This is a genomic window from Kitasatospora sp. NPDC088783 (assembly GCF_044750705.1).
GTDB classification, from domain to species: Bacteria; Actinomycetota; Actinomycetes; order Streptomycetales; family Streptomycetaceae; genus Kitasatospora; species Kitasatospora fiedleri.
In genome coordinates this window covers 202,817-217,520 of record NZ_JBIVKJ010000009.1, presented here as the reverse complement: position 1 = coordinate 217,520, position 14,704 = coordinate 202,817, and the positions used below count along the sequence as shown (strand labels likewise).

Annotated in this window: 10 protein-coding genes; 7 read left to right on the top strand and 3 right to left on the bottom strand. The window is 72.4% G+C overall.

The features are described 5' to 3' along the window. Positions 1-211: 211 nt before the first annotated feature. Positions 212-1,429 (bottom strand): endonuclease domain-containing protein, encoded by a 1,218-nt coding sequence (locus ACIP60_RS25105; RefSeq protein ID WP_400687979.1) that lies wholly within the window; start codon positions 1,427-1,429, stop codon positions 212-214. A gap of 99 nt (positions 1,430-1,528) precedes the next feature. Here ACIP60_RS25105 and ACIP60_RS25100 point away from each other — a divergent pair, with 99 nt between their 5' ends. The 4 genes from ACIP60_RS25100 (at position 1,529) to ACIP60_RS25085 (ending at position 3,899) form a co-directional block, all read left to right on the top strand. After that, a complete protein-coding gene (locus ACIP60_RS25100; protein ID WP_400687977.1) occupies positions 1,529-1,741 on the top strand; it encodes a hypothetical protein in 213 nt (70 codons plus the stop codon). A 140-nt stretch (positions 1,742-1,881) separates the two neighbouring features. Beyond that, positions 1,882-2,310, top strand: coding sequence for a hypothetical protein (locus tag ACIP60_RS25095; RefSeq protein WP_400687975.1), 429 nt, complete (start codon positions 1,882-1,884; stop codon positions 2,308-2,310). A 119-nt stretch (positions 2,311-2,429) separates the two neighbouring features. Further along, positions 2,430-3,332, top strand: coding sequence for a type II CAAX prenyl endopeptidase Rce1 family protein (locus ACIP60_RS25090; RefSeq protein ID WP_400687973.1), 903 nt, complete (start codon positions 2,430-2,432; stop codon positions 3,330-3,332). Positions 3,333-3,689: 357 nt separating this feature from the next. Further along, positions 3,690-3,899, top strand: a complete 210-nt coding sequence (locus tag ACIP60_RS25085) for a hypothetical protein (protein WP_400687971.1) — start codon at positions 3,690-3,692, stop codon at positions 3,897-3,899. A 119-nt stretch (positions 3,900-4,018) separates the two neighbouring features. On the opposite strand, the gene ACIP60_RS25080 is transcribed toward ACIP60_RS25085, so the two are convergent. Both ACIP60_RS25080 and ACIP60_RS25075 read right to left on the bottom strand, forming a co-directional pair. Beyond that, complete coding sequence (locus ACIP60_RS25080; RefSeq protein WP_400687969.1) at positions 4,019-4,195, bottom strand: hypothetical protein; 177 nt, start codon at positions 4,193-4,195, stop codon at positions 4,019-4,021. A gap of 107 nt (positions 4,196-4,302) precedes the next feature. Then, positions 4,303-5,361: a 3-oxoacyl-ACP synthase III family protein gene (locus ACIP60_RS25075; RefSeq protein ID WP_400687967.1), complete on the bottom strand. Its 1,059-nt coding sequence runs from the start codon at positions 5,359-5,361 to the stop codon at positions 4,303-4,305. 783 nt (positions 5,362-6,144) lie between these two features. Between ACIP60_RS25075 and ACIP60_RS25070 the strand changes: the two genes are divergently transcribed. The 3 genes from ACIP60_RS25070 to ACIP60_RS25060 all read left to right on the top strand — a co-directional run bounded on the left by ACIP60_RS25070 (position 6,145) and on the right by ACIP60_RS25060 (position 14,676). Further along, entirely contained in the window at positions 6,145-9,681 is a 3,537-nt protein-coding gene (locus ACIP60_RS25070) for an SNF2-related protein (protein ID WP_400687965.1), read from the top strand. An 80-nt stretch (positions 9,682-9,761) separates the two neighbouring features. Further along, entirely contained in the window at positions 9,762-10,301 is a 540-nt protein-coding gene (locus ACIP60_RS25065; protein WP_400687963.1) for a hypothetical protein, read from the top strand. A gap of 127 nt (positions 10,302-10,428) precedes the next feature. Beyond that, positions 10,429-14,676, top strand: coding sequence for a hypothetical protein (locus tag ACIP60_RS25060; RefSeq protein WP_400687961.1), 4,248 nt, complete (start codon positions 10,429-10,431; stop codon positions 14,674-14,676). Positions 14,677-14,704: the final 28 nt, after the last annotated feature.

Sequence of the window (14,704 nt, the reverse complement as noted above, 5' to 3'; positions counted from 1 at the left end):
GGTGGTTGTGCGCGTCCGGGGGGCCCAAAACCCCCGGGCCCCCCCCCCCCGGCCCCCGGCCCCCCCCCCCCCCCCGGCCGGGGGGGGGGGCCCCGCGGCCGGGGGGCCCGCAACGCGCTTCGGGAGCCCGGCAGCCGCTCCGCTGCGGGAGCCGCCGCCCCGAGATCCGGTGCTGGCCCCCCTTCCTGCGGGCCGGTCGCGCCGGGCAGGGTCAGGAGTGCTCCGCCATCAGGCCGGCGACCCAGCCCGCGACCGACTCGGCGGTGACGGCCTCCTCCCAGCCGACTTCGCGGCCGGGATGGGCGGTACACGCCAGCCGGGCCAGAAACCCTCCTCCCGCAAGGGGTTCCAGAGCGACTTGGGGCTCGGCAGAGCACCGCCCGTGCCGCACGGCGGCCCGGAGGCGGGCGGCGACCAGTGAGGACAGGTGCCAGGGCGGAAGAGTGGCAGAGGCCCGGCAGCCGTCGCACCGCAGCAGGTGCCGCACCGCCGACCCGTGATTCCAGAAGTCCCGCCAGATGCCGTACTGCGAGCGCTCGGCCTGATTGCAGTTCGCGCAGGCCGGACCCCGCACCAGGCCGTGCGATGGCGTGTGGCAGTGGTCCCAGACGGTGGCCCGCCGCTGACCGCACGCCGCGCACAGATAGTCGTCGGCACGCGTCGCCCGCCGCCGCTCGCTGTTGTACAGCACGCCTTGCATCGCCCCTCCGTACAGGCGGTACTCACCTCCTGCGCAGGCGGGACACTGAGTGATCCATCCGTCCGCCCCCGACGACCTCCATTTGACCTCCTGGAACCGGTCCGCCGCCGTTCCGCACCCGGCGCACCGCCGCGCCCGCGCGAGCAGCGCCAGGTGCTCGGCGTGCCACCGGTCCAGGAGGTCCGCCCACGCCGAAGGGATGCTCCACGCTCCGGCTCGACGGCGCACCACGTCCATCACGGCAACGCCCGCCACCACCAGTGGCTTGCGCTCCTCCGGCTCCCGCCCGCCCCCGTACAGGAGGCGGTCGAGTTCCTTCCCGGCCTGGCGCTGCACAGCGGGAGCGAGCCCGGCATCGAGAAGCGCGGCCGCGGCCGGGCGGCGCCGGGATCGGGCGGCACGGTCGATCAGCTCGGCTTGGACGGCCTGGCGCCAACCGTCGGCGGAGCTGTAACCACGACTCAGTCCCGTCCACGGCAGCCCCAGCGAAACGAGTCGCCCCGGTGCCGCCGCCACCGCCGCGAACTCCGCCAGGGCCCTCTCGAGCTGGACGCTGTCGACGTGCCACACCCCGCTGCGCTTCACGCCCGGCAACGCCGCCGCTCCCAGATACATGTTGCCGGTGTCTCGGAGGAAGTTCGAGTGGAGGCCGCCGGGTGCGAAGCGCAGCACGGGCGCGGTGAGCACGGTCGTGGCCGTCGCCTGAGCGACGGCAAGGGGTATCAGCACACGGGGCAGGGTGCCAGTCAGCACTGACACGACCTCACCCGCGTTTCCTCTTTCGCGCGGCCACCTCCAGGACCGGGGGACCGGGACCGCTCCCTGTCCGTGGTCGGACACCGCGCCTGGGACCTCGCCCACCTCGTCCACACCCGCGCCGAAGGCGGCACCGAAGCCGTTCGCGCCCTGCTCGCCGACGCCTTCCCGGACGACCCCGAACTGCCCGATCGCGGCTGCCGAGAGCGCGGCAGCCAAGAGCGCCCCGGCGGCCCGGGCGGCGTCGGGCGGATGTGGCACGGCTCCCCGGGAGCGGCCGGATGACCGGCGCGAGCGTCCTGCACCTGCGCTGCCACCGGCCCGGCTTCGAGGTCTAGCGGCAGCTGTTCGGCGTCCTCATCGACACCACCCCGCTCGTCGAAGCCCTCCCGCCCGACGGCGCACTGCTCCAACTCCCCGGCGCGGTGCGTTACTTCAAGATGATCCCGGCCGCCCTGGCCGACCTGCTGCAGACCCGGCTCACCGCCCGCTTCGGCCTGCTCGTGACAGGAGGGCTTGGAAGCAGCCGCCTGTTCGCCACCCTCGCCGCCGACACCGCCCGCCCCGGCACCGTCCGCGTCCTGCCCGACGACCCGGAACGCCAACTCGCCTTCCTCCACCGCCAGGACGTCCGTCCGCTGCCCGGCATCGGCCCTGTCCCGCGCGACGCCCCCGCGGCGGTGCAGCTGACCCTCGACCGGCCCACCGAGAACGCCCGTGCCTTGGAGCCCGTCATCGACCGCGCCAACGCGCTCTTCGGCTCCGGCACGCTGGCTCCCGCCGCGCTGGTTGCCGCCGGTGGACACCAGCCCCTCTTGAGGACCGCCCGCAGAGGCCCGACAAGAAGGCCGTGAAGCCCGCACACCGGCGGGACAGCCGACAGGGGAGAATGCGGTGCGGGGGAGCCGAGCGGCCCGTTCCGTTCTTCACCTGGCCGGTCGCCAGGTTCCCGCGCCGACCCTGAAGGAGTGGCATGCTGGCTGTCCGGAACCTGCTCAACGCCTTGCCCGCCCGGATGCCGCTGCCTCGGCCCCGCTTCGGCCAGGTGGGTCGCACCTTCGCCTGGGCCGCTGCCGGTGCCTTCGCCTTCGCCTACCTGGCACTCACCATCGCCTCCGCTTGGCCGGGCGCGCGGGAAGCCGCTTCCGGAGGCGCGCCCGCCGGCGGAACTGCCTCCGAACTCGCCATGCTGCGAGCGTCCGTGCTCTGGCTTGCGCTCGCGGTCCCGGCAGGGGTGCTGTTGTGGCTCGCGGAGCGGGCTCCGGCGGTCGGACTGATCCGCATGCCGCCCCGGCGCCTGCTTACCGCCTCCTGCGCTGTGTTCTGCCTGGCGGAGGCGCCCATGTTCTTCATCGGCGCGGCCTTCGAACTCGTTCGCTCGCACTCCCAGACCGTGGCTTCCTACTCCGGTACCGGTACGGGCAGCACCTTGTGGGGTGACGCTGCAGCCTCTGTGGCGGCCGGCATCAGCGAGGAGATCGTCGTGTTGGTCCTGCCTGTCCTGGCGGCCCGGCGGATTGCGCAAGCGGTCGTCGGCGTGCGGCTGCGTCGTGCCGGGGCGGTCGCCCTGGTGCTGGTCCTCGTTGTGGCGCGACTGTCTTACCACCTGGAGTACGGGCTGGCTGTCGTCTCGCTGGTGCCCTGGGCTGCTGTCTGCGTGCTGCTGTACCTGCGTTCCGGCACCGTGCTGCCGTTCATGGTCGCCCACGCTGCTTACGACATCGCGCTCGCGCTGGTCAACCGCATCGCGGCTCATCACGGATTCGCTGTGGCGGTGATGGCGTTCACGGCGGTAGCCGCTGCGGTCGTGGTAGGGGCGCTGGCTGTGGGCAGGACGGCCCGCCACTCCATCCCGGAAGGGTCGTCGCGCTCATGATCCGCCGGTCGGCAGCGGGCCGGTGTCGGATGCGAAGGCTCTGTTGGTTTCACACCGTCGAACAGCGACTGAAGCGACCCGGACCCGAACATGGGCTGACCATCACCTGGTCCCGTTGCGGTGTCGCCGCGCGCGGCAGCCGGCCGGGTGGGGCGCCTCGGAGGCTGCTGCGGCCCGCCGCTGGCGCTACTGCGGTGCGCTCAACGAACTTGCAGGGGAATCCGGTTGCCGTAAGTCCTGGCCTCTGGCCGTCGGGACCGGAGCGCGAGCATCCGGCGGGCCGGCCCCGGCGGGCGGATAAGCCTGGGCCTGGCCATCAGCGACGCCACAGCGCTTGAGCTCACCCGGGGCGGGACCGTGGCCGTCGACCTGGCGGAACTGGCACCCATCCCGATGAAACTGGTCCTCGTCTACGGGCCGGTCATGAGGGCCGGGAACTTCGGCGTCTTCGGCCGGGTCGTCACGCTCGAGCAGGAGGACACGGCCAGGCTCGCCGCCGGTGAGACCGTGAGGACGGTCCTGTCGCGAAGCGGCCTGTTCCGCGAGCTCACCGTGGTGATGCTCTAACGGCCATCCCTGGGAGAGGACACCGAAGCCGTGCTGGCAGCCCAGATGGTTTGATCATCGGTCGCGCGGCAGCAGGTGGCCACTTGGTGCGCCGGCGCAACCCGACGGTCCGGGGCCGGTCACACAGTGCGGCGCGGGAACGGAAAGCGCACAGGGCGCGGGCTGCCCAACGCGGCGGTCGGCACCTTCCACAACGGCATGACCTGGACAGTCAGGAAATCAGTTGCGGGTGAGGCGTCGTTCGCGCACGTCTCCTCGCTCGCGGCCTGCGCATGTGCGGAATCAGGGAAGTACATGGGGGGACCGTACCCGGTGGCTCTGTCAACGTCCTCCGAGCTGGGAGCCCCTGCCCGTCCGACGGGTTCAGGGTAAGGGCAGCGCCCAGGTGCGCCGCCCTTGCCGACTACGCGAAGTCGTCAGGAGAGCACCAGCGCACGACCGACCCGGCCGTGCTCCAGCCGGCGCCGAATCCGGCGAGGAAGACGAGGGCGCCGGGGCGCAGCGCACCTGCGTCCGCTGCCCGGACCGCGGTGATGCCGACGGACGCGGAGACGGTGTTGCCGTAGTCCTGGACGGTTGTGACCGTCCGCTCGCGCGGGATGTCCAGGCCGTCGAGTACCGCTTCGATGAGCCGCAGGTTCGCCTGGTGGAACAGGAGCAGGTCCGCGTCGCCGGCCTTGAAGCCGCTTCCGGTCTCCAGCGCGCTTACCAGGGAGGGGACTTCGCGAAGAGCGAAGGACTTCACCGCTGCGGCGTCCATCGTGAACCCGTGGACGTCGGTGCCGTACAGGGCCAGCTTGCCGTTGTCGGCGGGGTTCGTGTGGGAAGTGCTGAAGAGGATCCCGCGGTCCGCGCGGCACTCGCGCAGCAGCCAGCAGGTCGCCCCGTCGCCGAAGATCGTCGTGGTGAGCCGCTCGCCCGGCCTGACATCGACCGTGTCCATCAGGCGGCTTGACGCCTCGGAGGCCACCACCGCCACGGTGCGGGCCCCGGGCCCGACGAGCCTGGCTCCGAGGTGGAGCATTCCGACCGCGCCGGCGCAGCCCGCTCCGACCACATCCACGGGGATCGCCCCGAGATCCAGGCCGGCGGCGTCCATGAGCGCGACGCCGAGTCCGGGCATGATGCGCTCGGGCGAGTTGGTGGAGGTGACCAGCATGTCGACCTCGGACGGTGAGATACCCGACCGGCGGCAGGCGTCGAGGAACGCCAGGACCGCCATGCTCGTCACGCTCTCGTCGGGAGCCAGACGACGGCGGGTGACGACGCCGATCCTGTCCCGGACCCACGCGTCCCGCAGGCCGGTCACCGCCTCGAGTTCGCTGTTGGACACCGCCAGAGCGGGCACGTACGCACCGACCCCCGCAATTCCGATATTCGCCACTTCGTCCTCCCAGGTCACGAGGGCGAGGACCAGTCCTCCAGCGGTGATCGCTCGCTCGCAGCCCACACTGGCCAGCACGGCCTGTGGACAGCGCTCACGACGGGACGGCCCGGCAAGCCCGCACCGGCGACCGCCCGGTTGCGGAGACCGGGGCATGTCTCTGGAGGTCAACATCGCGCTCGATGGCGTGTCGGGTCGGCGATCCGGGCCCGGCCTGTGTAGATGCGTTGCCAGGACTTGTTGTCGGGCGGGGCTGTCCACAGCCGAACCCTGTGAAGGTCCTTGGGTCACATCCGACTTCGGGGAGGGGAAATCAGCGTGCCGAGCACCGCGGTCACGCCGGCTGGCACGGAATCGAACGGTTCCGGTGCCGACCAACCAGCTGACAACGGGCCGTCCGAATGGGAGGGGGCCCTGCGTCGGGCAGCACTCACCGGCGCTGGCCGGGACGCCATTGCTCCGCATGTCCTCGGGCGTCTCGCCGCAGGCCACCTGACTGCCCGCCAGCTGCGGCTGGTCCTGCTCGTCGGCCAGGCCGACCCGAGCTGGGCCACCGTCCGGTCGGCAGCGCTTGCACATCTGGCCGAGCACGGGGGCGCCGTCGCGCTCTTGCACCTGCACAGCCAGATCGAGTTCTGGCCTCCGCCCGTCTTCCAGGCGTTCCCCGCCCGCTCCGGCGGAATCCACTGCACAGTCCGCATCGGCCTGCCGCCGCACACGGTCACTGGGCCCGCCGTTGGGGGCTCCACCCGAAGCCAAGCACGTGAGCGCGCCGCCCACGGCCTGCTCGCCGTCCTCAGCGACGTCTGCGCGCCCCGTGCCGACCCCGCGCCGCGTCGGGCACAGGGCACGCTCGCCGCAATGGGAACCGACGCGTTCGAGGAACTGCTCGCGCGCCACCTGAACTCCGCCACCCCTCCGCCTGAGCTCGCCGACGAGATCATCAGCCGCACCGCCCCCCTGCGCCTGCACCCCCGGCACATCCGCCAGCTGCTCCTTCTCACGCCTGCCGGCACGCCGTGGAAGCGCCTGCGGGCCGCGGTCCTGGACGCCGCGGCGGCGCACGGCCCGGTGCCCGCGCGGGTCCTGGACATGCACGCACACGAGCTGGGCACGGGTCTCCTGCGCGACTGCGCCGCCGACCCGGCGGGAACGTTCACCGCCACCGTCGGCCTCCGCGCACCCCAGGGGCTGGTCCGCAGCAGGCCCTGCTCGGCCGCCACGGCGAAGGGAGCCCGCCAGGTGGCCGCCGCCGACCTTCTCGCCCGCCTGGCCGGGGTCGACGACCCATCCGGAGGCCACGCGAGGACGGCGGGTGCTGCACAGCCCCTGGCCGTCCTCAACACCCTCAAGCAGACCGGTCAGGCAACCGAGCCCGTCTGGCGGTTCAACCAGCACGGCCCGGCCCACCAGCCCGAGTTCACCGCCACCGTGAGCTGCACCGTCAAGGGCGTGCCGGTCAGTGCGACGGGCAGCGGCCCGTCGAAGACCGCTGCCCGCAGCGCCGCGGCCGCGGCCGTCCTTGCCGCTGCGCAGAGCGACCCGCGCAGAACGCCCACTGCCCCCGGATCCATCGCTGAAGCGCTCGCTACCGGATGCGCCCTCACCACCCTCACCGGCAGCGACGACCTCCTCCTGTACCGGGGCGACGGCACCGACATGCCGGCCACGCCGCTACCCGAGGGTACGGACCGCCGCCACGTCGACCTCGCCATCGCCCACCCACCGACCCCCGCCCGGGTTCGGGCCGTCGCCGGGTGGAGCATCGCCCCGCTGGCCGCCGCCCGTGCACTCCTGCAAGTCGCAGGCAGCCCCCTGCACCCTTCGGCAGAGGCCTGGGCCGCATGGTCGCGCCTCGCGCTCGAAATGGCAGCCGCCGGTGCTCTGCAGCCGCAGGTCGACCTCGAGGGCCGCGACAGCTGGCACATCGGCCCCTGGACACTCGAACAGGACCACCATCGGCAAGACCTCGAAGCGCAGCTGCCCTTCCAGGCGCACTGCCACGTCACGGACCACCACCAGGGTGCACCGGTCCTCGCCACCGCCGAACAGGCCGCGCACAGCTTCCTCGGCGCGCTCGCCAACGCCCTGTCCAGGTCCGAGGCCGTGGAGAGCGCATACGGCCCCGTCCCCTACGCCCGCCAGTCCCCCGAGCGGCTCGACCCGCTGCAGCAGCAGTGGGCAGACCGCACCGACCCGACCCCCGGTCCGGGCATCGCACTCACCCTCACCGTCCGCGAACCCCTCCACGCCGACGTCCACGAGCCTTGCCTGCCCGTCGACATCGCAGCCGCCTGGCCATGCCCGGCACCGGGCCACCGCCCGCCCGCAGCAACTACCGCCCTGAGCCATCGCCGTGCAGTGGCCCGGGCCGTACGCCGCATGGCGCTCCTGTGGCCGACGGCCCGGGAGCTGACCCACCAGGTCGCACCGACAGCTCTCACCATCACGGCCGACCAGGCCGTCGAACTTCGGGCCCTGGAGCAGCAGCTCGCCGACGAGAACATCACCATCACCTGGCCGGAGGGCTTCCACAGCGCCATCACCACCAGCACCGCGCTGACGGGCGCCCCTGCGGCCGGGCTCGCTTCCCCGAGGCCGGCGATGGGGCTGGAGCGCGTTGCCGACTTCCGCTGGCGCCACACCCTCGACGGACAGGAACTCAACGAGGGGGAACTGCGCGAACTCGCCTCCTCAGCAGGGAAGCTGATCCGTATACGGGGACGGTGGCTGATCGTCGACCCGAACACGGCGCACACTGCCGCAGCCCCCGTCATCCGCAGCATGAGCCGCATCGAAGCCGTGGCCGCGGCTCTCGCCGGCCGCGCCACCGTCGACGGGACGGCCTACAGCTTCGACCCGGGCCACGCCCTGGAAGACCTTCTGAGCGCCCTGCGCACCGCGCCCGAGCACGACGAGCCCGTCCCGGTCCCCGCGAGCCTGCACGCGCAGCTGCGCCCGTACCAGCACCGCGGCCTGACGTGGCTCGCCCGCGTCACCGGGCTCGGATTCGGCGCGATCCTCGCCGACGACATGGGCCTCGGGAAGACCCTGCTGAGCACGGCCCTGATCGCGCACCGCCACGAGCACGGCATCCCGGGGCCGACGCTGATCGTCGTCAAGGCGTCCCTGGTCCCCAACTGGACCCGCGAGCTGGCGCGCTTCGCACCCACGCTGCCCGTCACCACCTACCACGGCCCCAACCGCTCCCTGGGCAAGCTGACCGACCGGTCCGTCGTCGTCACCACCTACGGCGTGCTGCTGCGCGAGCGCGACCGCCTCGCCGCGACCCGGTGGGGCCTGCTCGTGGCCGACGAGGCGCACATGGTCAACAACGCGGCCACCGCCACGGCCCAGGCGCTCGGAGGCATCCCGGCCGCCACCCTGCTGGCCGTCACGGGCACCCCGGTGGAGAACAACCTCCTCAACTTCCACGCGCTGCTCGACCTGACGAACCCTGGCCTGCTCGGCTCCCCCGCCCAGTTCCACACACGCTTCGGACGGCCCGCCGAGACCGATCCGCACGGCCCAGCAGCCAAGGACCTGGCGCGCATCACGGCGCCCTTCCTGCTGCGCAGGCTCAAGACCGACCCCGAGATCGCCGCGCAACTCCCCACCAAGACGACCCGCACCCACCCCGTCCACCTGACCCGCGAACAGATCGGCCTGTACGAGGCCGCGGTCGCCGACACCCTCGCCTGCATCCGCGACAGCAAGGGCGCCAAGCGCCGAGGACCGCTGGTCAGGCTCCTGACAGCGCTGCGACAGATCTGCAACCACCCCGCGCACTACCTGCGCGAAGCAGCCGCCGGCGCGGCCACGGACGGCTTCGCCGCCCGCTCGGGCAAACTCGTCGGCCTCGACCGGATCCTCGACGAGGCCGGCGACCAGCAGGTCCTGGTGTTCACCAGCTACGTGGCCATGGGCCGGCTCCTCGTCCCCCACCTCACCCACGGCGGGCGCACCGCCGCCCTGCTCCACGGAGGCTGCTCCACGGCCACCCGCCAACGCATGATCGACGCCTTCCAGCGCGGCGACACCCAGGTGCTGGTCCTGTCGCTGAAAGCAGCGGGGGAGGGCCTCAACCTGACGGCGGCCCGTCACGTCGTCCACTACGACCGGCAGTGGAACCCGGCCGCCGAGGACCAGGGCAGCGACCGCGCCCACCGCATCGGCCAACTGCACCCCGTCACGGTCCACCACCTGCCGACCGTGGGCACCCTGGAGGAGGGCATCAGAGAAGTCCTCGACCACAAGCGGGCATTGAGCTCGGCTGTCCTGCCCACCGCCGAATCAGCGCTCGCAAGGCTCACCGACACCGCGTTGGAGGAACTCCTGACCCTGCGCGAACCCCTGCCGCAGCACCCCCGTCCCCCGATCACCGGAACCGCCCCGTGACCACCCGCCCGCGCTCCTCCGTCTCCGTCGTGCCGCCGCAGCGATCCTCCCGCGGCCGCTCCCGAACCACCACCACGGCGATGCCGCCACGCAGGCACCTGGCCGGACAGCCGCCGGGTGTGCCGGACGCCGCCGTACTCGACGTCATCGCACGCCACGCCGCAGCCCGGGCGGCGGCGATCCTCGACGGCGCACCGCCAGCCGCCCTGCCGCTGCTGCACCAAGCGGTGGCTCTGCTGGCCGAGCCAGGGGCACCCCCCGCACCCGAAGGCGCAGCAGAGCGCCTCGGAACCACCGCCCGGCACCTGCAGGACCTGATCAACGCGCACCGCTGCGGAGGCCCCGGCAACGTCACCGCCGCCCACAGCCCCCAGCCCGCCGATCCTGCCGTCCTGCATGCCGCCCACAGCGCCATCCAGCCGTGGCGGCCCTCGCCGTTCGCAACCCTCACCACCAGCGACAACCGCGTCCAGGACCCGGCCGCACGCGTCGAGATCCGGCTCGTCGACGCCCAGTGGTACCCGTTTGTCGAATGGCACGGCATCTGGCGGCCCGTCACCGGGCACTCACCCGATCCCGCCACCGCCTACCGCAACGGACGCCAGGCCCTCAAGAGGTGACACCCAACCGCCGCCCCTACCGGGCGCACACCATCGGTCCTGCCCGCGCCCGGTAGGCGACACGGCCGGCCGCCGGGCGCTGAGAAAGGCCCGCAGCAGCCCGCGGCCTGCCGTACTGTCCGAGTCGATGAGCACCTCACCCGCCCCGCACATCCCATGGATCCGAGCCACCACCCCCGAAGGCATGGGGTCGGTGCCCAGCCCGGACCGCCGCCCGCTCGGAGACCTGCGCGCCGTACCGGTCGTGGTTCTCCTCGGAGAGCGCGGCAGCGGCAAGAGCGACGTGCTGGCCGAGGAGCTGAAGGCGCTGACCTCCAGCGGCACTCCCGCGTACGCGGCGCACCTGGGCGACTTCGACTCCGCCGCCGAACTCCGCAGGGAACTCGCCACGTTCGCACCAGGCAACGGCACCGCGTGGCACGTCCTGCTCGACGGATTCGACCAAGCCGGCAAGGTACGGCCACTGCTGCGAGCCCTACAGCAGTGGCAGCAGGACCTGAACCAGGCGCAGCACACCGCGCTGCGCCTGCGCATCGCCTCACGGCCGGGAAACACCGATGCGATGGATGCGATGGACCTGCTGCGCAAAGCCCTGGCCGAGGGCTGGGCACCGGAGCAGGTGCAGTTCCGGCGGCTTGAGCGGCTGACTGCCGAAGCGATCGCCGCAGGCGCCCGGGCGTACGGCCTCGACCCTGCTGCCTTCCACCGAACCCTGCATGTCCAGGGCCTGCAGGCGCTGGCGTCGACGCCCGTCACCCTCGTCGAACTCCTACGCGACCAGGTGGCCGGCCGGGCCCTGCCGACGACCTTCGCCCAGGCCTACGCCCGCTTCTGTGACCGGCTGCTCCACGAGACCGGCCCCGACCGGCCGCCGGGCCCGGACGTTCACCTGCTGTTGCAGGCGGCGATGACGGCCGCAGCAGCCCTCCACCTGTGCACCGAGCACCCGTTCCTCACGGGCCGCGTCGATGCGCAACCGCACGAGGGCCTGCGCATCAGCGACCTGGCGGGCACGGCGACACCCGAGATGCTGCTGCGCCACCTGCTGGGCACGGGGCTGTTCCAGCCCGTTGACGAGCACCGCTACCGGTTCGCGCGCCGCGACGTGCAGGAGTACCTCGCCTCCGAGTACCTACGGGAGCGCCGCACCTCCGGCCGCACCCTCACCGACCTGCTGCTCGTCGGCACGGGGCTGGCCCGCCACCCCCATCCGCTGCTGCGCGACCTCGCGAGCTGGATTGCCGCGTGGAACCCGGAGACTTTCGACGAGCTCCTTGCATGCGATCCGGCCGCGCTGCTCAGCAGCGACCTCACCTCCGACCGGGACCGCGAGCGCCTGGTCGACGCGCTGCTCGAACACGCCCCCACTGCGAACGGCGTGCAGTCCAGCGGCTACACCGTGCCGCTGCTGCACCGGATCGCACACCCCGCCCTGCGAGACCAACTGGCGCGCCACCTGCACCCGATCAAGTCCCCTGGCCCCGACCGGGCCGGCTACAGCCGCTTGCAGGCCGCGCTGACCGTCGCCCAGAGCGTCGACGACGTCTACCGGCCCGCCGGGGCACTCCTCACCCTCGCTGAGGACCAGGGCCTCAGCACCGCCTGGCGGGCGGCAGCCCTGCATGCTCTTCCCCAGAGCCTCGATGCCCAGCAGGTCCAGCGTGTACGTGCGCTGAGCGCCGTGGTCGGGCAAGGGGCGGACGAGATCGAGAATGGCGCGCTGGAGGAGGTGGCTGTTGCCGCGCTCGATGTCCTGTGGCCGGCGCACCTGGCACTGGGCGAACTCCTCGACCGGCTCGCTACGGTCCACGACCGCTGGATTCCGTCCCTGCTCTCCGTGGACCTCACCCGCCACCAACTCCTCGACCTCCTCGCCTGGGCACGGCAGCAGCTCACCGGCCCCTCGGCCTCCGAGGCGGCAGCGACTTCGAGCACCGACGCACCGCAGCCTGATGTGGCTGCCCGTATCGGCCGCGCCGGCCAAGTCCTGGCTCTGGTCCTGGACCACGCCGCCGCTGCTGCAGCCGACGCAGGGCCGGATGTCGTACTCGAAGGAGCTGCCGCTGACCTGCTGGCCGCGCTGGCCGCCCGCGACGACATCTGGGGCCTCCCCGGGGCAACGGCGGAGGCGCCGGCGGCGGACCACGCGGCGCGGCTGCCCGAACGCCTGCGCGAGCCCTTGCCCGACGAGGAGCAGCGGCGCCGCCTGGCAGGGCTGCTCCTCGACCGGGTCGCCGAAACCGACCTCTCCCATGCGATCGACGGCCCGTTTCGCCTCTTTCCGCCCACCGACAGGCCGTACTGGGCGATCCGGTTCACCGGCCTCGACGAGGAAGCACGCGACGCCCTCGAGCCGGTCCTCCGCCGTGGTGCCGACCGGCCGCTCACCCCGGACGAGCAATCCGAGATCGCCCGCCATGCCGCAGCCGACCAGCGCGTCGCCCGCATCGTCCGGGCTTGGACAGCACCAGGGCCAGCCCCGGTGCCCGTCGGCGCGCCCCGAACTGACCTCTGGCGGTTCGACGTCGGCGCTCTCGCCGCCGAACTTCACCGGCGCCCGGCCGCCAACCAGGTCCGCAAGTGGTGGGAGCAGACGGCGACGCTGATCGGATTCCGAACCCTCGACGGCACGCTCCCGCACCCGCGGACGTTCTCCCACCTGCTCGACATCACCGCGTCACCCGCCTGGCCCGCAGCCGCCGCACAGCACACGGATCTGGCGCACGCCGCCCGATGGGCCCTGCAGCACGCGCCCGCCATCACCGCGGGCGCCGCCAGCAGTCGGGCCGGACTCGCGCTCGACGACGTTCCCGAACTGAGGGCCCTGCCCATCCTCGGCACGCCACCCGCCACCCTGCTCGGTGACCACCGGTGGGCCGGCATCGCGGTCGCCCTCCTGCTCATTCAGCTCCACCCCGACCAGGAAGCCGCCAGGACCCGCTGCCTGCACGAGGCGCTGGCGCATGCCGGATCACGGTTTGACCCAACCCTGCGTACCTTCCTCGACCGGCTCCCGCCCCAGGCCGCCGCGGAAGCCGTCACCCGCCTCGCCACGGCCAGTCCCGACCGCCTCGCCACCGCCACGGCATGGGCGCGTGATACAGCAAGGGATCACAGCAGCCGTACCTCCGTCCTGCGCGCCCTCGCGGCCGCGGGTACCGCCGAGGCCGTGAAGACCGCCCGCAACGACGCCGCCGCCCTCCCTGTCGGGACCTCGCAGGAGAAACAGACCTGGGCCGCCGCCGTCAACGTGGCTCTCGAGTTCGGTGACACTCCCGAGCAGGACTGGAAAGGGGTCCTCACGGATCCGGCCCGGACCTCTGCCTGGATCGAGGGCACCGACACCTTCGACCCGACGATGCGCATGACCCCCCGTCAGGTCGGATTCCTCTACGACCACGTGAACCGGCTGACGCACACGGGTAGGAGCGGCAACTCCGGCGGCAACAGCGGCGGGGCGGGCGCGATGACCACTGCACGGCGGCTCGCCCTCTCAAAGGCCCTCATCGACAGCCTGGCCCTACGCCAGCCGACCCCCGAGATCGTTGCCGAGCTGCGCCGCCTGGCCGCCCGGCACTCCGCGCACCACCACCTGTCCCACTGGGCCCTGCATAGCGCACAGCAGCTCGCCGAACTGCAGTGGTGTCGTCCCTCCTGGCCCGTTCTGCGTGAGATCGCCACCGACCCCAGGCTCAGGACCGTCGACTCCTCAGCTCAGCTCGCGCAGGTGGTCTTGGACGTCTTGGACGATATCCAGACGCATCTCACCGGTCCCAACGGTCTTGCACCGCTCCTGTGGAACCGTACGGCGGACCGCCCCGGCAAGAAGGCCAAGGACAATGCCGAGCCCCCGTGGGTGGGATGGCCGATGTGGGAGCAGGACCTCACCGACCTGGTGCGTCATCTGCTGACCCTCCATCTCGCAGGCCGCCGCGTCGTCGTGAACCGGGAAGTCCAGATCGACCGGGACGGCCGGCTCGACCTCAAGATCGAAGCGCTCCCGCAGGACCCCCACGCCCCGGCGGCCACGGTGATCATCGAGGTCAAGGGCTGTTGGAATAAGGACCTCGCCAACGCCGCCGAGCTGCAGCTGGTCCGCCGCTACCTCGAACGCGACCGTGGCGCCGCTGGGATCTACCTCGTCGGGTACTTCGACAGTCCCACGTTCTGGCGGAAGGGCAAGCGGCCCGGAGCGGACGGGAAGCCGGTCGACGACCGGCCCCATCGCGCGCACACGATCAAGGAGATTGAGGAGGCGCAGCAGAAGCTGGTCTTGGCTCTGCGCGCCCAAGGGTTCGACGTCCACGTTGCCGTTCTCGACTGCCGGCCCGACCCGGTCGAGCAACTCGACGCACCCGACACCGCCTCGACCTGAACTCCAGGCGGCGGGAGGCACAGCGCAC